The following is a 23,343-nucleotide window of genomic DNA, read 5'->3' as shown; positions in this document are numbered from 1 at the left end:
CGTAGCCCCCCTCCCTTCAAGGGAGGGGCTGGGGGTGGGGCGCGTGCTCGCGGTACGGTTCGGCGCGCACACGCGGACCCGTATGACCTGGACCCCACCCACCCCCGACCCCTCCCTTTCAGGGAGGGGAGAGCCTTCCGTCACCCCGGATCGAGTCCGGGGTGACGAGCGCTGGACGGCGCGCGCATGAACCCCCTCCCCGAACTCAAGGGCGAGCAGCTTCGCGCCAGCCGCCCCGACGCGCACGTCTGGCTGTCCGCCTCGGCGGGGACCGGCAAGACGCAGGTGCTGGCGGCGCGGGTCTTTCGCCTGCTGCTGCGCGACGTCTCGCCCGGCAGCATCCTGTGCCTCACCTTCACCAAGGCGGGCGCGGCGGAGATGGCGGCGCGCGTCAGCCGGCAGCTCGCCGCGTGGGTGCGGATGCCCGACACCGATCTGGCGCGCGATCTCGCCGCGCTGGGCGAGCGGGCCACGCCCACGCTGATCGGGCGCGCGCGCACGCTCTTCGCCAAGGTACTGGATGCGCCCGGCGGAGGGTTGCGCATCCAGACCATCCACGGCTTCTGCCAGGGGCTGCTCGCGGCGTTTCCGATCGAGGCGGGGCTGGTTCCCGGCTTCCGCCCGATCGAACCGCGCGAGGAAGCGCTGCTGCGGCGGCAGGCGCTCTCCGACCTGCTGGTCGACGCCGAGCGCGCGGGCCGTAGCGCGCCGGTCGAGACGATCGGCGCGCTGAGCGTCCGGCTGGGCGAGCAGGGGGCGGAGCAGTTCCTGGCGGAATGTTCGCGCGCCGGTGCCGCGCTCGACGCGCTCCCCAGCGGGATCGCGCCGTTCGTCCGTGCGCAGCTGGGCGTCCCGCTGGGCGATGTGGAGGACGTGATCGCGCAGGGGTGCGACGACCTGGATCATGACGCGATCGAGCGTCTGGGCACCGCCAATCGTACCTGGGGCACCGCCACCGGGACCGGCCACGCCGATACGATTGCGCGCTGGCTGGCGGGCGACGTCGCCGCGCGCGTCGCGGCGCTGCCGGCGCTGATGGGCGTGGTGCGCACCGCGACGGGCAGCCCGCGCAAGGTCTCCCCCAAGCTGGTCGCCGCGGACCCCGATTACGAGGAACTGGCGATCGCGCTGGGCGAGGGGTGCGCCGCGCTGCTGCAATTGCGCATCCGCGCCGCCTATGCCGACCGGCTCGGCGCGGCGCTGGAGGTGGGGCGCGACTATGCACGCGGCTATGCGCTGGCGAAGCGGCGCACCGGCGCGGTCGATTTCGACGACCTGATCGGCGCGGCGGTCGCCCTGCTCCAGCAGGACGGGATCGGCGAGTGGATCCGCTACAAGCTGGACCAGATCACCGAGCATGTGCTGGTCGACGAGGCGCAGGACACCAACGTCGCGCAGTGGACGATCATCCGCGCGCTGGTGGACGAATATTTCGTCGGGCGTGGGATCTACGCGCCCTCGGTCCGCACGCTGTTCACGGTCGGCGACCTGAAGCAGGCGATCTTCGGCTTCCAGGGCACCGATCCGGTCAATTTCCTCGCGGCCGAGGAGCACTTCCGTCGTAAAGCTGCTCTCGTTGCAGGATACGACGACATGCCCGACGACGAGCGCGGGCTGCCGTTCGACCGGCTGTCGCTGACCGATTCGTTCCGCTCGACCGCGCCGGTGCTGGAGTTCGTCGACGCGGCGATCGCCACGGTCGGTGCGGACGGGCTGGGGGCGGCGGACGGGATCCCGCTCCACGCCAGCCGCGTCACCGGGCCGGGGCAGGTCGCGCTGTGGCCGCCGATCGCCGCCGGCGCCACCGAGGCGGAGGAGGGCGGCGAGGAAGGCTGGATCGACGATGCGGTGCGCGCGAACGCCACCCGCATCGCCAGGGCGGTGCGCGGGTGGCTCGACGACGGCGCGATGCTGGAGAGCAAGGGCCGTCCGCTGCGGCCCGAGGACGTCATGATCCTGGTGAAGCGGCGCGGTGAGCTGGCGCAGCTGCTGGTCGCGCGCCTCTATGCCGAGGGGGTGCCCGTCGCGGGGGTCGACCGGCTGCGATTGTCCGCCCCGCTGGCGGTGCAGGACCTGCTGGCGGCGGTGCGATTCGTGCTCCAGCCCGACGACGACCTGTCGCTCGCCAGCCTGCTCGTCTCGCCGCTGATCGGATGGACGCAGGACGAGCTGATGGCGCGTGCGACCGATCGCAGCGGCCCGCTGTGGCGCCACCTGACGCGCACCTGTCCGGAGCATCTGGGCGCGCTCGACGCGCTGCTGGCGCGCGCCGATTACGACACGCCGTACCGCTTCCTGGAGATGATCCTGTCGGGACCGCTCGACGGTCGCCGCCGCCTGCTGGGGCGGCTGGGCGAGGAAGCGCGCGACTCGATCGAGGAGCTGCTGAACGCCGCGCTCGATTTCGAGACGACCGCGACGCCCTCGCTGCAACGCTTCCTCGACTGGTTCGAGCGCGACGAGGTGGAGATCGTGCGCGACGCCGCCGCCCCGCTCGACGCCGTTCGCGTCATGACCGCGCATGGCAGCAAGGGGTTGCAGGCGCCCGTCGTGATCCTGGCCGATGCGACCAGCGACCCCGACGCCGCGCCGCGATCGGTGCTGATGTGGACACCGGAGGGGATGGAGCGCGCCATCCCGGTCTTTCGTCCGCGCAAGGAGGAGCGCGCGGGCGCGATCGACATCGCGCTGACCGAGGTCGAGCGGCGCGAGCGCGAGGAGCATTGGCGGCTGTTCTACGTCGCCGCGACGCGCGCCGAGGAGCGGCTGGTGATCGCGGGCTCGCTCTCCGCCAAATGGCAGGGGGTCCCGCCCGAGGCCAGCTGGTATGCCGCGGCCGCCCGCACCTTCGACGCGCTGGGGGTCGAGGCGGGAGAGGGCGAGCGCGTCTTCGCGGGGCACCGGCCCGCCGCGCCCGTCGCGTTCAGGGCCGGATGGGCAGGGGATGACGAAGCCGCGGTGGCGCTCCCCGACTGGGCGCGCCTGCCCGCCCCGCACGAGTCGCTGCCGCCGCGCCCGCTGTCGCCCTCCGCGATCGGCGAGGATGCCGTGGCCGATCCGCCCCCCGGCCCGGCGATGCGCGATGCCGCCGAGCGCGGACGGCTGATGCATTCGCTGTTCGAGCGGCTGCCGTCGCTGGCCCCCGCGACGCGCGCGGCGGCGGCGCGCGCCTGGCTGGAGGCGCGGGGCGTGACGCAGGCCGATGCGGTGATCGCGCCGGTGCTGGCGGTGCTGGACGACCCGGCCTTCGCCGATCTGTTCGCCCCCGACGCGCTGACCGAGGCGCCGATCAGCGCGACCTTGCCCGACGGGCGCGTCATCGCCGGGACGATCGACCGGCTGCTGGTGGCGGACGGCGTCGTCCGCGTGGTCGATTACAAGACCGGGCGCGGCGTGCCCGCGGATGCGGACAGCGTGCCCGACTATCATCTGAAACAGATGGCGGCCTATCACGCCGCCCTGTCGGTCATCTTTCCGGGCGCACGGGTGGAGGCGGCGTTGCTCTATACCGCGGGCCCGCGCCTCATCACGCTGCCGGACGCGCTGCTGGGTCGTGCCAAGCGCGGCTTTGGCGGCTCGGAGCAAACGTTGCCGTCCAGCGGTTGAGCCCTCCGGCACCCACCCCTAGATGGGGATCGAAGGAGATAGACATGGCCACGAAGACGATCACCGACGCCAGCTTCCAGAACGACGTGCTGTCCGCGGACAAGCCGGTGCTGGTCGATTTCTGGGCGGAATGGTGCGGGCCGTGCAAGATGATCGGCCCGGCGCTGGAAGAGATCAGCGACGAGCTGGGCGAGCAGGTGACGATCGCCAAGCTGAACATCGACGAGAATCCCGACGCCCCCGGCCGCTACGGCGTGCGCGGTATCCCGACGATGATCCTGTTCAAGGGCGGCGCCCCCGCCGCGACGAAGGTCGGTGCGGAGCCGAAGGGGCGCATCAAGCAGTGGCTCGAAGGCGAGCTGTAAGCGGACCTCGCGACGCGCCGCCGTCCCATTCCTGCCCACCGCGGGCAGTGGGCGTGGCGGCGCGGCGTTGACCGGCGCCGCACGGGTACGCCAGGGTCGGCGCGTCGGAACGGGGGGCATGATCGTGAACGGCGAAAAGTGCGGTCGGGTGATCGATGGAAGCTGACGGTGCCGTGGCCGAGGGATTCTGGCGCGCGGCGCACGGACAGCGATCCTGGGAATCGGCGATCGGCGGCGTCGTCCGTCAGACGCGGGCACGCTTCGGCGATCTGGTCGTCGCCAGCGCGAGCGGCGACATCGATCATTTCCAGGCGTGCAACGTGTCGCATGTCGGGATGCCCGATCTGATCGAACACGGCATCTACGATCCGGCGCGCAACCCGCGCATCAACGCCACCCTCAACGCGGCACCGGGCCGGGTATTGTCGGAGCAGGATTTCCTGCACGGCCGCGATCCGGGCCATATCGATCTGTACCGGCGCTTTCTGATCCCGGCCGGCGGGTCGGAGGTGATGCTGGCGAAGCTGCCCCTCCAGCTGGACGGACGCATCGCCGCCTTCACCGTCTCGCGCGCCGAGGGCGTGGGCGCGGCCAGCGCCGCGGAAAAGGCGCTCTTCCAGGCCCTGCTGCCTGCGATCTCCGGTGCGGTGGAGGTGGCGGTGCGGTTCGGCCAGATGGAAACCGACGCGCTCGTGGCGGCGATCGGTCGCGACGGCAGCGCTACCATGGCGCTCGGTGTCGGCCGCCAGCCGGTCGCCTTGTCCGACAGCGCCGAGGCGCTGCTGGCGCGTGGCCGTCACCTGGTGCTGCGGCATCGCCGTCTCCACGCCGCGTCGGCGCACAGCGATGCCGTGCTGTCCCGCGCGATCGACGACGTGGTCGCCGATGGCAGCCTGAGCCGCGGGGTCCGGCGGGTCGTGCTGCGGTCCGTCGTGGAAGGCGATCCTCCGTTGCTCGCCATCGTATCGCCGATCCCCTCGCGCGGGACGGGATCGTTCGCGGCGGCCAGCGTGCTGCTCAGCATCGCCGGGCGGGAACCGACGGCGGATCACGCGGTCGCGCTGATGGACGGCTTCGATCTGACCCGTGCCGAGGCGGCGGTGGTGATGGGCCTCGTCGCCGGGCTCGACCTGCGCGCGATCGCGCGCGAACGGGGCGTGTCATATCAGACGGTCCGCGCCCAGCTGCGCGGCGCGATGGCCAAGACGCTGACCAGCCGCCAGCCCGAGCTGGTCGCGCTGGTGTCCGGTCTCCTTCGCTGATCGCGCCGGGCCTAGCTTCGATAGTCCGCGTTGATCGAGATGTAGCCGTGCGTCAGGTCGCAGGTCCACACCGTGGCGCGACCGTCGGCCAGCCCCAGGTCGACGCCGATCTCGACCTCCTGCCCCTTCAGATGCGCGGCGACGGGCGCCTCGTCATAGCCTTCGACCGCCAACCCGCCCTGCGCCACCTGCGTCGCACCGAAGCGGATCGACAGGCGGTCGCGTTCGGCGGGCTCCCCCGCCTTGCCCACCGCCATCACCACGCGGCCCCAATTGGCGTCCTCGCCCGCGATCGCGGTCTTCACCAGCGGCGAGTTGGCGATGGACAGCGCGACGCGGTGCGCCGAGGCGTCGCTGTCGGCCCCCTCGACCGTGATCTCGATCAGCTTCGAGGCACCCTCGCCATCGCGCACCACCAGCAGCGCCAGCTGACGGCAGACATCGGCGAGCGCCGCGCGAAAGGCGTCCGCGCCCGCGCTATCGTCGTCGGCCAGCGGTACGTTGCCCGCCGCGCCGGTCGCGAAGGCCAGCACCGTGTCGCTGGTGGACGTGTCGCTGTCGACCGTGATGCAGGAAAAGGTACGCGTGTTGGCGGCGGACAGCGCCGCCTGGAGGAACGGCGCCTCGACCGCGGCATCGGTGAACACGAAGCCCAGCATCGTCGCCATGTCCGGCGCGATCATCCCGCTGCCCTTGATGATCGCCGCGATCGTGATCGTGCGCCCGTCCACCACCGCGGTCGCGGTCGCGCCCTTGGCGAAGGTATCGGTCGTCCCGATCGCCTCCGCCGCCGCGCGCCAGTCCGCATCCGGCGCGGCGAAGGCGGCCGCCAGCCCCGCCTGCGCCTTGTCGATCGGCAGCGGCACGCCGATCACGCCGGTCGAGGCGACGAACACGTCGGACGGGCGGCAGTCGAGCGCGGTCGCCGCCTGCGCTGCGATCGCCTCCACCGCGGCGCGTCCGCGATGCCCGGTGAAGGCGTTGGAATTGCCCGCGTTCACCACCAGCGCGCGCGCCTGTCCCAGGACCAGCGCGGCGCGACACCATTCGACTTCGGGCGACGGACACCTGGATTGGGTGGTCACGCCCGCCACGGTCGTCCCCGGCGCGAATTGCGCGAAGGTCAGGTCGCACCGATCCCATTCCTTGTACCGCGCCCGCGCCACGCGCAGCGTGACGCCGGCGATCGGCGGCATCTGGGGAAAGGGCAGGGCGAGCGGGGAGGCGGCGTGCGACATCTGCGCGGCCTTAGCGTGGCGGCACCGGGTTCGCCATATCGGCGTCGTTGACGCCGCACGTCGAAGCAAGGACAATGCCGCCATGGGCATTCACGTCACCATCGGCGAGGCGGAGAAGCGCCTCGCGGAGCTGCTCGCCGCCGCGACGCGCGGCGAGGAGGTCGTCCTGCTGCGCGAGGGGGAGCGGCCGGTCCGGCTGGTTCCGGTAGAGGAAGTGCCGCCTTTCGCGGATGCCGACCGGGAGGCGGTCCGTGCCCGCCGGCTCGCGGCGATCGGGGCGTGGCGTGATGCCTTCGACGGTACGTCCATCGACGTGCGGGCCTTGCGGATGAGCGAGGCCGAACTGGAGGAGCGCGAGAGGCGGAAATTTGGCGCTGCTGATTGATACGCAGACTCTGGTTTGGTTGCGCACCGGCGATCCAAAGCTTTCCCGCGCCGCGCAGCGGGCTATTGCGGATGAAGGACGCGCGCTCTTCGTCAGCGCGGTCACCGCTTATGAATTTGCCGATCTGGACGCCCGCGGGCGGTTCGGGGCCGCGCTCGATCTTCAGTCGACGCTGGATCGCTTCTTCATGACCGTGCTCGACTTTCCTGAAGCCTGTTGGCGGATCGCGGCCGAGCTTCCGATGTTCCATCGCGATCCCGTCGATCGAATGCTGATCGCGCATGCGCTTCACGCCGGGCTGACGCTCGTCACCGCGGACGAAACGATCCGTCGCTACCCGGTGCCGACCTTGTGGTGATACGAAGCGCTTGGACGTTGGCGCGTCTGCCCCTATGTCCGTCGTCGTCATGAACCTGCTGCTGCTCCTTTCCGCGTTATTGTCGGCGCTGACCGGCATCGGCGGCAGCGTGCGTCAGCCGCCCGTCGCGGCGCAGGCGGTGGCGCAGCAGGCGCGCGTCGCCGTCGCCGCCGCCGCGGCACAGCGGGTCGCCGCGCGCCCGGTTCAGGCGCTCGCGACGCGGAGCGCCAGCGCCGCCGCGCCCGTGGCGGCCGTCCTCGCGCTTCTGCCCGTAGAGCCCGCCTACGCGACCCGCCGGCGCGAATAGCGCCGCGCCCGGCGGCAACCGGCCGTCGTCTTCGCCGTTTTTCCCTTGCGCGGGCCGTATCGATGCGGTGCCGCGCCGCCCTGCCATCACAGGAACCACGCCCATGTTCGGCGGTATTGCCAAGTCGCTCTTCGGGTCGTCCAACGACCGTTACGTCAAGTCGCTCAACCCGGTCCTCGCGAAGATCGCGTCGTTCGAGCCCGCGCTCCAGGCGATGGACGACGCCACGCTCGCCCGCCAGACCGTCCTCTTCCGCGAGCGGCTGGCGAACGGCGAAACGCTCGACCAGCTGCTGCCCGAGGCGTTCGCGACCGTGCGCGAGGCGGCGAGCCGCGTGCTCGGCCAGCGCCACTACGACGTGCAGATGATCGGCGGCATCGTGCTCCACCGCGGCGAGATCGCGGAGATGCGCACCGGCGAGGGCAAGACGCTGGTGGCGACGCTCGCCACCTATCTGAACGCGCTGCCGGGCGAGGGCGTCCACGTCATCACCGTCAACGATTACCTCGCCAGCCGCGACGCCGACTGGATGGGCCGCGTCTATCGCTTCCTGGGGCTGACCACCGGGGTGATCGTCCCCAATCTGACCGACGACGAGCGCCGCGCCGCCTATGCCGCGGACATCACCTACGGCACGAACAACGAGTTCGGCTTCGACTATCTGCGCGACAATATGAAGTACGATCGCGCGTCGATGGTGCAGCGCGCCTTCGCGATGGCGATCGTCGACGAGGTCGATTCGGTCCTGATCGACGAGGCGCGCACCCCGCTCATCATCTCCGGGCCGACCGACGACAAGAGCGACCTGTATATCGGCGTCGATGCGGTCGTGAAGCAGCTGTCGGAAGAGGATTACGAGAAGGACGAGAAGCAGAAGACCATCGTCCTGACCGAGGACGGGACCGAGAAGGTGGAGCGCATGCTGGAGGCCGCCGGGCTGCTCCAGGGCGCGAACCTGTACGATTTCGAGAACACGCAGGTCGTCCACCATCTGAACCAGTCGCTGCGCGCGAACGTGATGTTCAAGGCCGATACCGACTATATCGTCAAGGACGGCAAGGTCATCATCATCGACGAGTTCACCGGGCGCATGATGGACGGCCGGCGCTGGTCGGACGGCCTGCACCAGGCGGTCGAGGCGAAGGAGGGCGTCCAGATCGAGCCCGAGAACCAGACGATGGCCTCGATCACCTTCCAGAACTATTTCCGCATGTACCCCAAGCTGGCCGGGATGACCGGCACGGCGGCGACCGAAGCGGCGGAATTCTACGACATCTACAAGATGAACGTCGTCACGATACCGACCAACAAGCCGGTGCACCGCGTCGACGAGGAAGACGAATTCTACAAGGACACGCAGGACAAGTTCCGCGCCATCGCCAGGCGCATCCGCGAACATGCCGAGAAGGGCCAGCCGGTGCTGGTCGGCACCGTCTCGATCGAGAAGTCGGAGCTGCTGAGCGAATTCCTGCGTCAGGAGGGCGTCGATCATTCGGTGCTCAACGCGCGCTACCACGAGCGCGAGGCGCATATCGTCGCGCAGGCGGGACGCCTCGGCGCGGTGACGATCGCGACCAACATGGCGGGTCGCGGCACCGACATCCAGCTGGGCGGCAATCTGGAATTCCGCGTCGAGGACGAGCTCGCCGGGATGCCCGACGGTCCCGAGCGCGACGCCGCGATCGAGCAGATCAAGGCCGAGATCGCCGCGGAGAAGCAGCGCGTGCTGGAGGCCGGCGGGCTGTTCGTGCTGGGTACCGAGCGGCACGAGAGCCGCCGCATCGACAACCAGCTGCGCGGCCGCTCCGGGCGTCAGGGCGATCCGGGCCTGTCGCGCTTCTACCTCAGCCTCGACGACGACCTGCTGCGCATCTTCGGCCCCGACACCCTCTTCGCGAAGATGATGCGCAACAACATCGGCGACGGCGAGGCGATCGGCAGCAAGTGGCTGACCAAGGCGATCGAGACCGCGCAGAAGAAGGTCGAGGCGCGCAACTACGACATCCGCAAGCAGGTCGTCGAATATGACGACGTCATGAACGACCAGCGCAAGGTCATCTACGAGCAGCGCGCGGACATCATGGACGCCGATACCGTCGGTGAGGTCGTCCAGGACATGCGCGCCGAGACGGTCAATGCGATCATCGGCGATGCCTGCCCGCCCAATTCCTATCCCGAGCAATGGGACGTCGAGGGGATGAAGGCGCGGCTGGCCGATGTCCTCAATCTGGAACTGCCGATCGACGACTGGTTGACCGAGGATTCGGTCGACCCCGAACTGGTGACCGAGCGCGTTCAGCAGGCGGCCGATACGGCGGTGACGACGAAGGCGGCGGACCTCGACCCGGACACCTGGACGCAGGTGGAGAAGTCGATCCTGCTCCAGAACCTGGATCATCACTGGAAGGAGCATCTCGCGATGCTCGACGCGCTGCGGCAGGTCGTCCACCTGCGCGCCTATGCGCAGAAGACGCCGATCAACGAGTATAAGCAGGAGGCGTTCAACCTCTTCCAGCGGATGCTCGACGCGATCCGCGAGGACGTGACGAAGACGATCGCGCATGCGCAGTTCCGCATGCAGGAGCCGCCGCCGCTGCCGGAGCTGCCCGACTTCATCACCACCCACTTCGATCCGTTCACGGGTGAGGACAATTCGAACGACGTGGATGCGGGCACGCTGGGCCTGGTGACGACGCAGCTGCCGCCGCTGTCGATCATCCAGCCCGATGCGCCCGCGGACCTGGGCGACGATCCCGCGAACTGGGACGGCGTGGTCAGCCGCAACGCGCCGTGCCCGTGCGGTTCGGGGCGCAAGTACAAGCATTGCCACGGCGCGGCGTGATGCACGGGGCGGGGGTATCGCCACCCCGCCGCCATTACCCGGTCACTGCCGCGGGGGCGCGAACCCGTAAACGCTGTCCTCGCGGAGCCTGGACCCTGATCCGTCCAGACTAAGGCGTTTCCCCGGCGAAGGCCGGGGCCCGGTCGGAAGGCTTCGGTAAGGAAGCGAGCGCTCGATCACGAGCGCTGCCCAACTGGACCCCGGCCTCCGCGGGACCTTTGCAGCAGGCTACACCGTGCTCCTGCGAAGGCAGGAGCCGAGAGTTGCAGGTCCCATAAGGCGTTGTTCTGCTGGGCCCTGGGCTCCTGCCTGCGCAGGAGCACGGCGTGGGCTGGGTGCCGTTACACCCGTTTTGCCAACGTCCCGCCTTCGCCGGGGAACAAGGATCTGAGTTTCGCAAAGGTCTCGCCTGCGCGGGGATGACGATCCAACAACGAAAAGGGCGCCCGCCGCACCGGCGAGCGCCCTTTATCTTGCGCGCAGCGCCGACGCTTACGGCTTGGGCAGCTTCACCGTCGGCCCGATCGATTCGACCACGGCGCGCGCGTTGAAGGCGCGGACGTTGCCGCGCTCCGGCGTGCCCCTGAACATCACGATCTCGGCCGAGGCCTCGTAACGGTCGACGGTGCGGATGTCGGCGCCGCCGCCCCAGCCCCACGGATCGCCCCAGAACGGGTCCCAGGCGCGATAGCCGAAGCCGCGACCGTAGAAGCCCCAGCGCGGGCCCCACAGGCCGCCGCCCCAGGCGCCGAAACCCGGACCCCAGCCGCCAAACCCCGGCGTCGAATAGGTGCGGGCCTGACGATCGGTATCGCGGTCGGCCATCACGAAATAATCGTAACCGTTCTGCAGCGTCAGCTCGGCGGCACGGAACAGCAGGTAGCGTTCCACCACGTCGCGATCGGTGACGGTGTTGCCGGCGAAGGTGACGCGGTAGCGGTTCGGCTCGATCCGCAGGTCGCTATACCCGGTGCGGTAGAAACCCTGGCCGGTGGCGGGACGGTAGGTGGTCTCGGTCGCGCACGCGGCGACCAGGGTCGTGCTGGCCGCCAATGCCAGCACGATGGCCTTGCGGCCGACATTCTTCAGCATCTGCATCACTCCTATCGCGCCCGGACGGCGCGACCGTCCGGCGCATAGCCGATGCGAGTGGAACGTGCGATGAATGGAATTTATCCCACGACGAACGTTGTCGCACGACATGTCGTGAAGCAGCAACAAAACCGGCGATGGGGGGGAGAAGCACGGTGGCTCCCTGAGTAGGATTCGAACCTACGGCCGCTCGATTAACAGTCGAGAGCTCTACCGCTGAGCTATCAGGGAACACCGTGGAGGGGGTCTATAAAGCCGGAATCGCGCGGCGCAACCCGTTATTTCGACAGTCTTGCGACAATCACGCCGTCCCCGCGCAGCCGGGGATACAGACGCGCCGCTTCCTGATGGAGCCGCGACGACAGCGTGTCCGGAGTCCCGCCTGCGCGGGAATGACGATCGTCGGGAGCATGTCCCCCCGCCGCCGCTCAGGCGACGAACTGCTCCATCGTGATCCGGTCGTCGAGCGCATGCTCGGGATCGAACAGCAGCGTCAGCTCGCGCGCACGGTCCATCGCGATGTCGACCTGCGCCACGTCGCGAATCTCGCGCTGGTCCGCCACCGCCGATACCGGGCGCTTGCCGGCGTCGAGCACGCGCAGCGACACCCGCGCCTTGTCGGGCAGGATCGCGCCGCGCCAGCGCCGCGGGCGGAACGCGCTGATCGCGGTCAGCGCCAGCATCTGCGACCCCAGCGGCAGGATGGGGCCGTGGGCGGACAGATTGTACGCGGTCGATCCCGCCGGCGTCGCCACCAGGATGCCGTCGCACGACAGCTCCTCCAGCACGATGCGGTCGTTGACCTTCACCTCGACCTTCGCGGTCTGGCGCGTTTCGCGGAGCAGCGACACCTCGTTGATGGCGGGCATCGTATGCAGCCGGCCGTCCACCCCCGTCACCGTCGCCAGCAGCGGCGTCACCTGGAACGCCTTGGCGCGTTCCAGCCGCCCGTCGAGGTCGTGCTGGCGCCATTCGTTCATCATGAAGCCGACGGTGCCCAGGTTCATCCCGAAGACCGGCACCGGCGCCCGCCGCCGCTCCAGCAGCGTGTGCAGCGTCTGGAGCATGAAGCCGTCGCCGCCCAGCGCGATCACCAGATCGGCATCGTCCAGCGTCGTCCAGTCGTAGGCGTCGGCCAGTTCGGCGCGCGCGGCCTGGGCAGGCGGGGTGGGCGAGGCGACGAGCGCCCGCCGCGGATATCTGGTCATCCGCGCCCGCTCACCCGCCGGTGACGCTCATGTGGCGCGCCACCGCCGGCGCGGCGTCGCGCTCGATCCGGAAGTCGTGCCGGCGCGGCTTGGTGCGCAGCGCATCCTCGATCGCGGCGTCGAGCGCGTCCACGCCGCCGTCGCGCAGCGCCTGCCGCAGGTCGCGCTGATCGTCATGCCCCAGGCAGGTGTACAGCCGCCCCTCGGTCGTCAGTCGCACCCGGTTGCACCCGTCGCAGAAATTCGCGGTCAGCGGCGAGATCAGCCCCAGCCGGGTCGTTCCGCCGTTGACGCGCCAGTAGCGCGCCGGCCCGCCGGTGCCCTTTTCCTCCCGCTCCAGCACGAACCGTTCGTCCAGCATCTCCTTCACCGCGGTCAGCGGCAGGAAGCGGTCGGTACGATCCTCGTCGATCGCACCCAGCGGCATCGTCTCGATCAGGGTCAGGTCGTGCCCCTCGGCGATGCACCAGTCGAGCATGGACGCGATCTCGTCGTCGTTGATGCCCTTCAGCGCGACCATGTTGATCTTGACCGCCAGCCCCGCGTCGCGTGCGGCGGCGATCCCGTCCAGCACCTGCGCGACGTCGCCGTGGCGGGTGACGAAGCGGAAGCGCGCCGGATCGCGCGTGTCCATGCTGACGTTCAGCCGGCGGATGCCCGCCGCCGCCAGCTCGGGCGCATATTGCCGCAGCCGCGTGCCGTTGGTCGTCATCGTCAGCTCGTCGAGCGCGCCGCCCACGTGCCGCCCGATCCGCTGCGCCAGCATCATCACGTCGCGCCGTACCAGCGGCTCGCCGCCCGACAGTCGCACCTTTCGCACGCCGCGCGCGATAAAGCGTTCGGTGATGACCGCCAGTTCCTCCAGGGTGGCGATCCTGTCGCGCGGGAGGAAGGTCATATGCTCCGCCATGCAGTAACGGCAGCGCAGGTCGCAGCGGTCCGTCACCGATACGCGCAGGTAGCGGATGGTGCGGCCGAAGCCATCGATCAACGGGCGAACCGTCCTGTTTTCGGTCATCCCCTGCACAACGCAGGAGCTAGGCCGTCGTTCAACGCGCGGCAAGAGCCGATTGCCCGCGCGCATCGCCGCCCCTAGGGGCCGTAGCAATGAAGCGTGACAGTTCATCCGGAGGCCGGGACGGTCGCCGCCGCAGCGAGCAGGCGGTGGGCGACGATCAGCTGCGTTTCATCGATGGCCATGCGGGCGAGGGCGTGACCGCGATCGTCGCCGCCCCGACCAGCTTCGAGATCGTCAACGCCGCCTACGGCCGCGCCGCCGGCAATCGATTGATGCAGGCGATCACGGACCGGATCGCGGGCGCCGTGTCGCCGTTTCACGTCTCGACCGAACGCGACGGCGCGACCTTCACGCTGGCGGTCGTCGGCAACGCGGCGTGCGGCGACGCGGCGGTGGGGGCGGTCGAGCGCGCGCTGGCCGATCCGTTCTCGATCGGTGCCGCGACCATCCATGTCGGCGCGCGGATCGGCGTCGCGCGGATCGCGGAAGGGGAGCCTGCCGACCACCTCCTGCGGCGGGCCGCCGATGCGCTCGCCCGCGCGCGCGCCAGCGACGGGGCCACCACGCGCGTCGCGGGCGTGGGCGAGGGGGTGCCGCTCGCCGCGCTCGCCGCGGACCTGCACCGCGCGATCGGGCGCGGCGAGATCGACGTGCTGTTCCAGCCGCAGGTATCGCTGCGCGACGGCGCGATCACGGGGGTGGAGGCGCTGGCGCGCTGGCGGCATCCCCGGCTGGGCGGCCTGGGGGCGGCGACGCTGCTCGCCGCGGCGGAGCGGGCCGATCTGGGCGTCGCGCTGTCCGACCACGTCCAGGCGCTGGCGCTGGCGCGCGCGGCGGCATGGCCGGCGACCCTGGCGCATCTGCGCGTCGCGCTGAACGTCACCGCCGCCGATATCGCGCGCGAGGACTTCGTGCCGCGCTTTCTCGCGCGCATCGCTGCCAGCGGCATCGCACCCGCGCGGGTGACGGCGGAAGTGACCGAGAGCGGGGTGATCCACGATCTCGGTGCCGCCGCCGCGACGCTGGAGGCGCTGCGCGACGCCGGGGTCCGCGTGGCGCTGGACGATTTCGGGACCGGCTATTCCAACCTCGCCTATCTGACGCGGCTGCCGCTCGACTATCTCAAGATCGACCGCAGCCTGACGCTGGCGATCACCGGCGACACGCGCGAGCGCGTGGTGGTGGAGGGGGTGCTCGCGATCGCCGCGGGCCTGTCGCTGGACACGATCGTCGAGGGGGTCGAGGATGCGTCGCAGCGCGAGCTGCTGGCGGCGCGCGGGGCGACCTATTACCAGGGGTTCCTGTGCGCGGGGCCGCTCGACGATGCGGGGCTGATCGCGCTGATCGAGGAGGGACGTGCATGATCCACCTGCTGGCCGCCGCCGCCGCCGCCGTCGTCGCCCCGGCCCCGTCGCCCACCGCCGCCATCGAGGCGGCGATGAAGGACAGCGCGGCCGGATGGGACAGCGGCGATCTGGCGCGCTTCGTCGCGGTCTATGCGCCCGACGCGATCTTCGTCGGCCGCGACGGCGTGGTCCGCGGGAAGGAGGCGATCGCGGCGCGCTATGCCAGGAGCTTTGCGGGCGGCGGCAACACGCGCGGCAAGCTGACGTTCGAGCCGGTCGCCTGGCGCACGCTGAGCGCGGTCCACATGCTGTTCGTCGCGCGCTGGACGCTGACGCCTCCGGACGGCAAGCCGCAGTCGGGCATGACCTCGCTGCTGTTCGAACGCCGCAAGGACGGCTGGCGGATCATCTCCGACCACAGCAGCTGAGCGGGCCTTCTACGTCATGCCGGACTTGTTCCGGCATCCAGGGTTCCGCACACCCTGCTATCGTCGAGTGAGTGGGCTATCGTTGGGTGAGTGGAACCCTGGACCCCGGCACAAGGCCGGGGTGACGAAGACTACGCGGCAACGGCCGCTACCCCGCCGCCTTCGCCAGCCCCTTCGACAATTGCAGCGCGCCGTGCAACCGCGCCTTGGGATCGCCCCACGCCCGCGTCAGCGCCAGCTTCGAGTCCGGGCGCAGCTTCGCGATCCCGCCCAATTTGTCGACATAGGCGAGCAGCCCCGCGATATTGGGCGGCGTGTCGTCGTGGAACGTCACCAGCGCGCCCTTCGGCCCCACGTCCAGCTTCGCGACGCAGGCCTTGCGCGCGTTCAGCTTGATCTCCATCACCTTGACCAGATTGTCGGTCGCCTCCGGCAGCGGGCCGAAGCGGTCGATCATCTCCGCGGCGAATTCGTCCAGCCCGCGGGTTTCCTCCACCTCGTTCAGGCGGCGGTACAGCCCCATGCGCAGGTCGAGGTCGGGGACATAATCCTCCGGGATCAGGATCGGCGCATCGACGCTGATCTGGGGCGAGAAGTCGCGCTGGCGCTCGCGGATGCCGCCGGCCTTCGCCTCCATGATCGCCTCCTCCAGCATCGACTGGTAAAGCTCGTAGCCGACCTCCTTGATATGCCCGGACTGTTCGTCGCCCAGCAGGTTGCCCGCGCCGCGAATGTCCAGGTCGTGGCTGGCCAGCTGGAACCCCGCGCCCAGCGTGTCGAGGTCGGACAGCACCTTCAGCCGCTTCTCCGCCGCCTCGGTCATCTGCCGCTCGGGCGGGGACACCATATAGGCATAGGCGCGCGTCTTCGACCGGCCGACGCGCCCGCGCAGCTGATAGAGCTGCGCCAGCCCGAAGCGGTCGGCGCGGTTGACGATCATCGTGTTGGCGGACGGGATGTCGATGCCGCTCTCGATGATCGTGGTCGACACCAGCACCTCGAACTTCCTGTCGTAGAAGGCGCTCATCCGTTCCTCGACCTCGGTCGGCGCCATCTGACCATGCGCGACGACGTAGCGGATCTCGGGCACCTCGCGGCGCAGATAGTCCTCGATATCGGGCAGGTCGGCGATCCGCGGCGTGACCAGGAACGACTGCCCGCCGCGATAATGCTCGCGCAGCAGCGCCTCGCGCAGCACCACCGGGTCCCACGGCATGACATAGGTGCGCACCGCCAGCCGGTCGACCGGCGGCGTCTGGATCACCGACAGCTCGCGCAGGCCCGACATCGCCATCTGCAGCGTGCGCGGGATCGGCGTCGCGGTCAGCGTCAGCATATGGACGTCGGCACGCAGCGTCTTGAGCCGCTCCTTGTGCGTCACGCCGAAGCGCTGCTCCTCGTCGACGATGACCAGGCCCAGCCGCTTGAAGTCGACGTTCTTCGCCAGCAGCGCATGCGTGCCGATGACCACGTCGATCGACCCGTCCGCCAGCCCCTCCTTGACCTTCTTCGCCTCCGCCGCGGGCACCAGCCGCGACAGCCGCCCGACGTTGATCGGGAAGCCCTCGAACCGCGCGGAAAAGTTCATGTGGTGCTGGCGGGCCAGCAGCGTGGTGGGGCAGACGACCGCGACCTGCATCCCCGCCATCGCCGCGACGAAGGCGGCGCGCAGCGCGACCTCGGTCTTGCCGAAGCCGACGTCGCCGACGATCAGCCGGTCCATCGGCTTGCCCGCCGACAGGTCCGCCAGCACGTCGCCGATCGCGCGGTCCTGATCGTCGGTTTCCTCATAGGGGAAGCGGTCGACGAACGCCGGATAGCCCGCACTGTCGGGCTCCGCGACCTCGCCCGGGCGCAGCGCGCGCTCGGCGGCGACCGCGATCAGCTCGCCGGCGATCTCGCGGATGCGCTCCTTCATCCGGCTCTTGCGCCGTTGCCACGCCTCGCCGCCCAGCCGATCGAGCGCCGCGCCCTCTTCGGACGAGCCGTAGCGCGAGAGCACTTCGAGATTCTCGACCGGAATATAGAGCTTGTCGCCCCCGGCATATTCCAGCGCGACGCAATCGTGCGGCGCCTTGGCCACCGGCACCTGCATCAGCCCGACATAGCGCCCGATGCCGTGGTCGGAATGGACCACCAGATCGCCGGGCGACAGCGTGGCCAGCTCCGCCAGGAACGCGTCCGCCGACTTGCGCCGCTTCGCGCGCCGGATCAGCCGGTCGCCCAGCATGTCCTGCTCGGTCAGCACCGCGACATCCGGCGCGGTGAAGCCGTGATCGAGCGGCAGGACGATGAGGCTTGCGCCCGGCGCCCCCAACGCCTCCTGCCACGTATCCACCAGCCGCGCACCCGTCAGCCCGTGATCCTCCAGCAGCGCCTTCAGCCGTTCGCGCGCGCCGGCCGAATAGCTCGCGAGCACCGGCTTGCGTCCGTCGCGCTGCAACCGCGCGACATGCGCGACCACCGCCTCGTACACGTTCGCCTGGTTCGCGCGCTCCGGCGCGAAATCGCGCGGGCCGTCGACTGCGAAGTCGAGCACGGTCGCCGATTCCGGCTCGTGGAACGGCGTCACCAGATGCGCGGGGAATTCGGCGACCGCCTGCGCCCATTCGTCGCCGTCCAGATACAGCGTCTTCGCCGGCAGCGCGCGATAGCTGCCGGGCTCGGCCGCCTCGGCGCGCTTGCGGTTCTCGTAATAATCGGCGACTGCCTCCATCCGCGCCTCCGCCGCCGCGGGCGAGCCGCTGTCGCGCACGATGATCGCATCGTCGCCCAGATGGTCCCAAAGCGTCGCCAGCTTCTCCTCGAACAGCGGCAGCCAATGCTCCATGCCGGCCAGCCGCCGCCCGTCGCTGACCGCCTGGTACAGCGGGTCGCCCGTTGCCGTCGCGCCGAACGTCTCGCGGTAGCGCGTGCGGAAGCGCTTGACGCTGTCCTCGTCGAGCAGCGCCTCGGACGCGGGCAGCAGCACGAAACGCTCGACGCGGCCCGTGGTGCGCTGGTCGGCCGGGTCGAAGGTGCGGACGCTCTCGATCTCGTCGCCGAAGAAGTCGAGCCGCAGCGCCTGCTCCTCGCCGCTGGGGAACAGGTCGACCAGCCCGCCGCGCACCGCATATTCGCCCGCGTCATGGACGGTATCGGTGCGGACGTATCCGTTGGCCTGGAGCAACGCGCCCAGCTTCTCGATCCCCAGCCGCGCGCCCGGTTTCAGCTCGGCGACCAGCTGGCGGATGCGGAACGGCGTCAGCGTGCGCTGCGTCAGCGCGTTGACGGTGGTGACGACCAGCTGCGCCGCCGCGGGCTTCTGCTGCAACCGATGCAGCGCCCCGATCCGCTCCGCCATCACCCGCAACGTCGGCGAGGCGCGGTCGTACGGCAGGCAGTCCCAGGCGGGCAGCTGCACCACCTCCAGCTCCGGCGCGAAATACGGCGCGGTGGCCGCGACCGCGCGCATCTGCGCCTCGTCCGACGCGACGAACACCGCACGCGTCGCCGCGGCGCGCGCGAGATCGGCGAGCAGCGACGGCAGGAATCCGCCGGGCACGCCCGACAGGGTGAGGGGGCGCGTGGCCTTCAGGATCAGCGAAAGGTCGGGCATCGATTTCCTAAGTGGGGGCGAGGCGGACGCCTCAGACATTCGTTATTCCCGCGACGGCGGGAATCCAGATGCGCTGACGTGGCGCCTCTATCGGTAAACCGGCGTGGCTGGATCCCCGCCTCCGCGGGGATGACGAAGCTCACATCCCCGTATCCAGCACGGTCACGAAATCCACCCGCCGCATCGTGTCCATCATCTCGCCCTCCCATTGCGGCGGGCAGGGGATCGACCCGATCGCCCAGCCCATGATATCGACGTCCTGTTCCTCCAGCAGCGCCTCGAACCAGTCGAGCTGCTGCGCGCTCCACGTCGTCCCGTGCGTGTCGAAGAAGCCGCCGATCATCAGATCGGCCTCGCGCGTGCCGCGGTGCCAGGCGCGGAAGCGCAGGCGCTTCAGGCGAATGTCGTGATCCATCGATGCTATCCCATGCACAAAAGCCCGGCGGACGCTGGCGGCGCCGGTCGGGTCGGGGTATCCCCCGGCACATAGTCATGCGACCCGATATCCTCAATCCGTTGTTCGCCGAGGTGGAGGCGCTGAAAGGCGTCGGCCCCGCGCTCAAAAAGCCGCTCGACCGGCTGGGCATCGCACGCGTCCTCGATCTCCTGTTCCACCTGCCGTCGGGCTGGATCGACCGGGTCGCGCGCGACGAGCTGATGCAAAGCGACGTCGGCCGCACGATCGCGATCACGCTGACGGTGCGCGACCACCGTTCCTCTTCCTCGCCGCGCGCGCCCACGCGGGTGCAGGCGGAGGATGCCTGCGGCAATACCGTCAGCCTCGTCTATTTCGGCGGCTCGTCGGGCTGGGTGAAGAAGCTGCTGCCCGTGGGCGAGGCGAAACGCATCTCGGGCAAGCTCGAGCAATACGGGCAGGACCTGCAGATCATCCACCCGGAGATCGTGGGCGACGACGACACGTTCCGCGCGCGCGAGGCGATCTATCCGCTGACCGAGGGGATGACCTCGCGCCGCCTCGCCGGGCTGGTCGAACAGGCGCTGGCGCGCGCGCCCGACCTACCCGAATGGATCGAGCCCAGCCTGAAGGCGCAGCGCGACTGGCCATCGTGGCGCGAGGCGATCGCGCGCATCCACGCCGACCCCGCCGATGCGATCGCCCGCGCCCGGCTGGCCTATGACGAGGTGTTCGCCAACCAGCTGGCGCTTGCGCTGGTCCGCGCCGACACCCGGCGGCGTCGCGGGCGGGCCCTGGCGGGCGACGGCCGGCTGCGCGACATGCTGCGGCTGCCGTACCGGATGACCGGGGCGCAGGCGCGCACGGTCGGCGAGCTGGAGGGCGACATGGCGCAGAGCGCGCCGATGCTCCGCCTGCTCCAGGGCGATGTCGGCTCGGGCAAGACGCTGGTCGCGGCGATGGCGCTGCTGATCGCGGTCGAGGCGGGGGCGCAGGGCGCGATGCTCGCCCCGACCGAGATCCTCGCGCGCCAGCATTACGAGACGCTGCGCCGCCTGCTCGCCGGGCTGCCGGTCGAGATCGCGGTGCTGACGGGCCGCGACAAGGGCCGCGCGCGCGAGGCGACGCTGATGGGGCTCGCCGACGGCTCGATCCACATCCTCGTGGGCACCCACGCCATCTTCCAGCAGGCGGTCGCCTATCGCGACCTGGGGCTGGTGGTGGTCGACGAGCAGCACCGCTTCGGCGTCGCGGAGCGGCTGCTGTTGCAGGACAAGGGGAAGACGCCGCCGCACGTGCTCGCGATGACCGCCACCCCGATCCCACGCACGCTGACCCTCGCGCTCCACGGCGAGATGGACCAGAGCCGACTCGACGAAATGCCCCCGGGCCGCGAGCCGATCGAGACGCGCGTCGTCTCCGAGGAGCGCATCGACGAGGTCGTCAACGCGCTTGGCCGCCATCTGTCGGAGGGCAGGCAGGCCTATTGGGTCTGCCCGCTGGTCGAGGAAAGCGAGACGAGCGACCTTCAGGCGGCGGAGGCGCGCGCGGCCTCGCTCGCCGCGCGGTTCGGGGACCGCGTCGGGCTGGTCCACGGTCGCATGAAGCCGGCGGAGAAGGACGCGGTCATGGCGCGCTTCTCCGCCGCCGGGCTGGGCGTGCTGGTGGCGACGACGGTGATCGAGGTTGGCGTCGACGTCCCCAACGCCACGCTGATCGTGATCGAACATGCCGACCGTTTCGGGCTGGCGCAGCTTCACCAGCTGCGCGGGCGGGTGGGGCGCGGCGGCGGGCGCTCGGTCTGCCTGCTGCTGCGCGGCCCCTCGCTCAGCGAGACGGCACGGTCGCGGCTGGCGCTGATGCGCGAGACGAACGACGGCTTCCGGCTGGCGGAGGAGGATCTGCGGTTGCGCGGGGCGGGGGAGTTGCTGGGAACGCGCCAGTCGGGGGAGGCGATGTTCCGCCTCGCCACGCCCGAATTGCTGGGCGAGCTGCTTCCGGCGGCGACCGACGATGCGCGCCTGCTGATCGATCGCGACGGGGGATTGAGCGCGGAGCGCGGGCGGGCGGCGCGCACCGCGCTGTACCTGTTCGAACGCGACGCCGGGGTGGTGAGATTGCGCTCGGGGTAATGCAGGAAAGCCCCTCCCCTTCAGGGGAGGGGTTGGGGTGGGGTGGTTGTGGAGCGGAACCGTTCCCTCTCCACCCACCCCAAACCCCTCCCCAAGGGGAGGGGCTTACGACGTCACCGCATCGCCGCCACCGCGAACTGGTACAACGCCGGCGGGACCTCCCGCGTCAGACGGCAGCCGATCCGCCCGCCCAGCGTCCAGCGCACCTCCGCGGAGAAGTCGCCGACCACCGGCAGCGTCACCGCCACCAGGTCCCCGACCGCCACCACCGCGTCGCACCGCGCCATCAACCCGTGCGGCGAGACGTTGACGATCGTCGCGGGATAGGCCGATCCGTCGTCGAGCCGCAATTTCGTGCGGAACAGGGTTTCGTCGCGAGGTTCCACTCGTTCCTCGAATACGGCGATCGCTGGACGCATACGCACTTCCTTCAACAAAGCATACACCCTTGTTGAGGCGCGGCCTTTAACCCATGATGAATCGTTACGGCCGCGTTGCGTTCATCACGCCGGCATGACGATCCCGTGATGCTTCTTGCCCGCGGAGACGCGTACCGCGCCGCCCCCGATTTCGATCACCGCCGCCTCGTCCGCGACCTTCTCCCCCGCGACCCTGGCGCCGCCGCCCTTGATGAGCCGCCGCGCCTCGCCCTTCGACGCGGCGAAGCCGAGCGCGACCAGCGCATCGACCAGTGCGATCGATCCCGCTGCGCTGATCGTCGGCAGCGTATCGCCCGCGGCCCCTTCCTCGAAGGTGCGCCGCGCCGTCTCCGCCGCCTCGGCCGCTGCCGCCGTGCCGCGGCACATCGCGGTCGCCTCGTTGGCCAGCACCTTCTTCGCCTCGTTGATCTCCGCGCCCCCCAGCGCCTCCAGCCGGGCGATCTCGTCCAGCGGCAGGTCGGTGAACAGCCGCAGGAAGCGCCCGACATCGCGGTCGTCGGTGTTGCGCCAGAACTGCCAATAGTCGAAATGCGGCAGCTGGTCCTCGTGCAGCCACACCGCGCCCGCGACCGTCTTGCCCATCTTCTCGCCCGACGCGGTGGTCAGCAGGGGCGTGGTGACGCCGAACACCTCGGCCCCGTCCATCCGCCGCGCCAGCTCGACACCGTTGACGATATTCCCCCATTGGTCGCTGCCGCCCATCTGCAGCCGCACGCCGCTGCGCTTCGCCAGCTCGCGGAAGTCGTAGCCCTGGAGGATCATGTAGTTGAATTCCAGGAACGACAGCGACTGCTCGCGGTCGAGCCTGAGCTTCACCGAGTCGAACGACAGCATGCGGTTGACGCTGAAATGCTGCCCCACCTCGCGCAGGAAGGGGATGTATTCCAGCTTGTCGAGCCAGTCGGCATTGTTGACCATCACCGCGTCGCTCGCCCCCTCGCCGAAGGTCAGGAAGCGTTCGAAGATGCGCTGGATGCCCGCGATGTTCGCGGCGATCGTATCCTCCGACGACAGCTTGCGCGCCTCGTCCTTGAAGCTGGGGTCGCCGATCTTGCCGGTGCCGCCGCCCATCAGCACGACCGGCTTGTGCCCCGCCTGTTGCAGGCGCCGCAGCAGCATGATCTGCACCAGGCTGCCGACGTGCAGCGACGGCGCCGTGGGATCGAAGCCGATATAGCCCGGCACCACCTGCCTGGCCGCCAGCGCGTCGAGCGCGGCGGCATCGGTCATCTGGTGGATGTAGCCACGCTCCGAAAGCAGGCGCAGCAGATCGGACTGATAATGGGTCGTCATGATGCGACCG

General features: G+C 70.0%; 18 protein-coding genes and 1 tRNA gene. 10 read left to right on the top strand and 9 right to left on the bottom strand.

Annotated features, from left to right (window positions below):
• Positions 1–186 precede the first annotated feature (186 nt).
• The 3 genes from addA (at position 187) to PGN23_RS12100 (ending at position 5,233) form a co-directional block, all read left to right on the top strand.
• Positions 187–3,606: a double-strand break repair helicase AddA gene (gene addA / locus PGN23_RS12110; protein ID WP_335303157.1), complete on the top strand. Its 3,420-nt coding sequence runs from the start codon at positions 187–189 to the stop codon at positions 3,604–3,606.
• 44 nt (positions 3,607–3,650) lie between these two features.
• Positions 3,651–3,971 (top strand): thioredoxin TrxA, encoded by a 321-nt coding sequence (trxA, locus tag PGN23_RS12105; RefSeq protein ID WP_335303156.1) that lies wholly within the window; start codon positions 3,651–3,653, stop codon positions 3,969–3,971.
• A gap of 173 nt (positions 3,972–4,144) precedes the next feature.
• Positions 4,145–5,233: a helix-turn-helix transcriptional regulator gene (locus PGN23_RS12100; protein ID WP_335303154.1), complete on the top strand. Its 1,089-nt coding sequence runs from the start codon at positions 4,145–4,147 to the stop codon at positions 5,231–5,233.
• 11 nt (positions 5,234–5,244) lie between these two features.
• On the opposite strand, the gene argJ is transcribed toward PGN23_RS12100, so the two are convergent.
• Complete coding sequence (argJ, locus tag PGN23_RS12095; protein WP_335303153.1) at positions 5,245–6,471, bottom strand: bifunctional glutamate N-acetyltransferase/amino-acid acetyltransferase ArgJ; 1,227 nt, start codon at positions 6,469–6,471, stop codon at positions 5,245–5,247.
• Positions 6,472–6,553: 82 nt separating this feature from the next.
• Between argJ and PGN23_RS12090 the strand changes: the two genes are divergently transcribed.
• The 4 genes from PGN23_RS12090 (at position 6,554) to secA (ending at position 10,363) form a co-directional block, all read left to right on the top strand.
• On the top strand, positions 6,554–6,856 hold the full coding sequence (locus PGN23_RS12090; RefSeq protein WP_335303151.1) for a type II toxin-antitoxin system Phd/YefM family antitoxin: 303 nt from the start codon (positions 6,554–6,556) through the stop codon (positions 6,854–6,856).
• Complete coding sequence (locus tag PGN23_RS12085) at positions 6,840–7,214, top strand: type II toxin-antitoxin system VapC family toxin (protein WP_335303150.1); 375 nt, start codon at positions 6,840–6,842, stop codon at positions 7,212–7,214. Before PGN23_RS12090 ends, PGN23_RS12085 begins: the two co-directional genes overlap by 17 nt.
• Positions 7,215–7,263: 49 nt before the next feature.
• The gene (locus PGN23_RS12080; RefSeq protein WP_335303149.1) at positions 7,264–7,521 is read left to right on the top strand and encodes a hypothetical protein; all 258 of its coding nucleotides are present in this window, start codon (positions 7,264–7,266) and stop codon (positions 7,519–7,521) included.
• Positions 7,522–7,624: 103 nt separating this feature from the next.
• Positions 7,625–10,363 (top strand): preprotein translocase subunit SecA, encoded by a 2,739-nt coding sequence (gene secA, locus PGN23_RS12075; protein ID WP_335303147.1) that lies wholly within the window; start codon positions 7,625–7,627, stop codon positions 10,361–10,363.
• Positions 10,364–10,855: 492 nt separating this feature from the next.
• On the opposite strand, the gene PGN23_RS12070 is transcribed toward secA, so the two are convergent.
• From PGN23_RS12070 to moaA, 4 genes are all read right to left on the bottom strand, one after another.
• Entirely contained in the window at positions 10,856–11,461 is a 606-nt protein-coding gene (locus PGN23_RS12070; protein WP_335303146.1) for a CC0125/CC1285 family lipoprotein, read from the bottom strand.
• Between the two features lie 150 nt (positions 11,462–11,611).
• Positions 11,612–11,686 (bottom strand) — tRNA-Asn (locus tag PGN23_RS12065).
• Positions 11,687–11,883: 197 nt separating this feature from the next.
• Entirely contained in the window at positions 11,884–12,663 is a 780-nt protein-coding gene (locus PGN23_RS12060; protein WP_335303144.1) for an NAD kinase, read from the bottom strand.
• Between the two features lie 10 nt (positions 12,664–12,673).
• Entirely contained in the window at positions 12,674–13,681 is a 1,008-nt protein-coding gene (gene moaA, locus PGN23_RS12055) for a GTP 3',8-cyclase MoaA (RefSeq protein ID WP_335303143.1), read from the bottom strand.
• Between the two features lie 146 nt (positions 13,682–13,827).
• Here moaA and PGN23_RS12050 point away from each other — a divergent pair, with 146 nt between their 5' ends.
• Both PGN23_RS12050 and PGN23_RS12045 read left to right on the top strand, forming a co-directional pair.
• Positions 13,828–15,045 (top strand): GGDEF domain-containing phosphodiesterase, encoded by a 1,218-nt coding sequence (locus PGN23_RS12050; RefSeq protein ID WP_335303142.1) that lies wholly within the window; start codon positions 13,828–13,830, stop codon positions 15,043–15,045.
• Complete coding sequence (locus PGN23_RS12045; RefSeq protein WP_335303141.1) at positions 15,042–15,455, top strand: YybH family protein; 414 nt, start codon at positions 15,042–15,044, stop codon at positions 15,453–15,455. Before PGN23_RS12050 ends, PGN23_RS12045 begins: the two co-directional genes overlap by 4 nt.
• 148 nt (positions 15,456–15,603) lie before the next feature.
• Here the strand turns inward: PGN23_RS12045 and mfd are convergent, their stop codons facing one another.
• A complete protein-coding gene (gene mfd, locus PGN23_RS12040; RefSeq protein WP_335303140.1) occupies positions 15,604–19,053 on the bottom strand; it encodes a transcription-repair coupling factor in 3,450 nt (1,149 codons plus the stop codon).
• 139 nt (positions 19,054–19,192) lie between these two features.
• A complete protein-coding gene (locus tag PGN23_RS12035) occupies positions 19,193–19,468 on the bottom strand; it encodes an FAD assembly factor SdhE (protein WP_335303139.1) in 276 nt (91 codons plus the stop codon).
• Between the two features lie 77 nt (positions 19,469–19,545).
• Here PGN23_RS12035 and recG point away from each other — a divergent pair, with 77 nt between their 5' ends.
• Positions 19,546–21,600: an ATP-dependent DNA helicase RecG gene (gene recG / locus PGN23_RS12030; protein ID WP_335303138.1), complete on the top strand. Its 2,055-nt coding sequence runs from the start codon at positions 19,546–19,548 to the stop codon at positions 21,598–21,600.
• Positions 21,601–21,713: 113 nt separating this feature from the next.
• Here the strand turns inward: recG and PGN23_RS12025 are convergent, their stop codons facing one another.
• Both PGN23_RS12025 and tyrS read right to left on the bottom strand, forming a co-directional pair.
• Positions 21,714–21,986, bottom strand: coding sequence for a PilZ domain-containing protein (locus PGN23_RS12025; protein WP_335303137.1), 273 nt, complete (start codon positions 21,984–21,986; stop codon positions 21,714–21,716).
• Between the two features lie 117 nt (positions 21,987–22,103).
• Entirely contained in the window at positions 22,104–23,333 is a 1,230-nt protein-coding gene (gene tyrS, locus PGN23_RS12020; protein WP_335303136.1) for a tyrosine--tRNA ligase, read from the bottom strand.
• Positions 23,334–23,343 lie beyond the last annotated feature (10 nt).

The sequence above is a fragment of the Sphingomonas adhaesiva genome (assembly GCF_036946125.1).
GTDB lineage: Bacteria > Pseudomonadota > Alphaproteobacteria > Sphingomonadales > Sphingomonadaceae > Sphingomonas > Sphingomonas adhaesiva_A.
The sequence above is the reverse complement of the archived record's forward strand: the minus strand, read 5'-3'. Positions and strand labels throughout refer to the sequence as shown.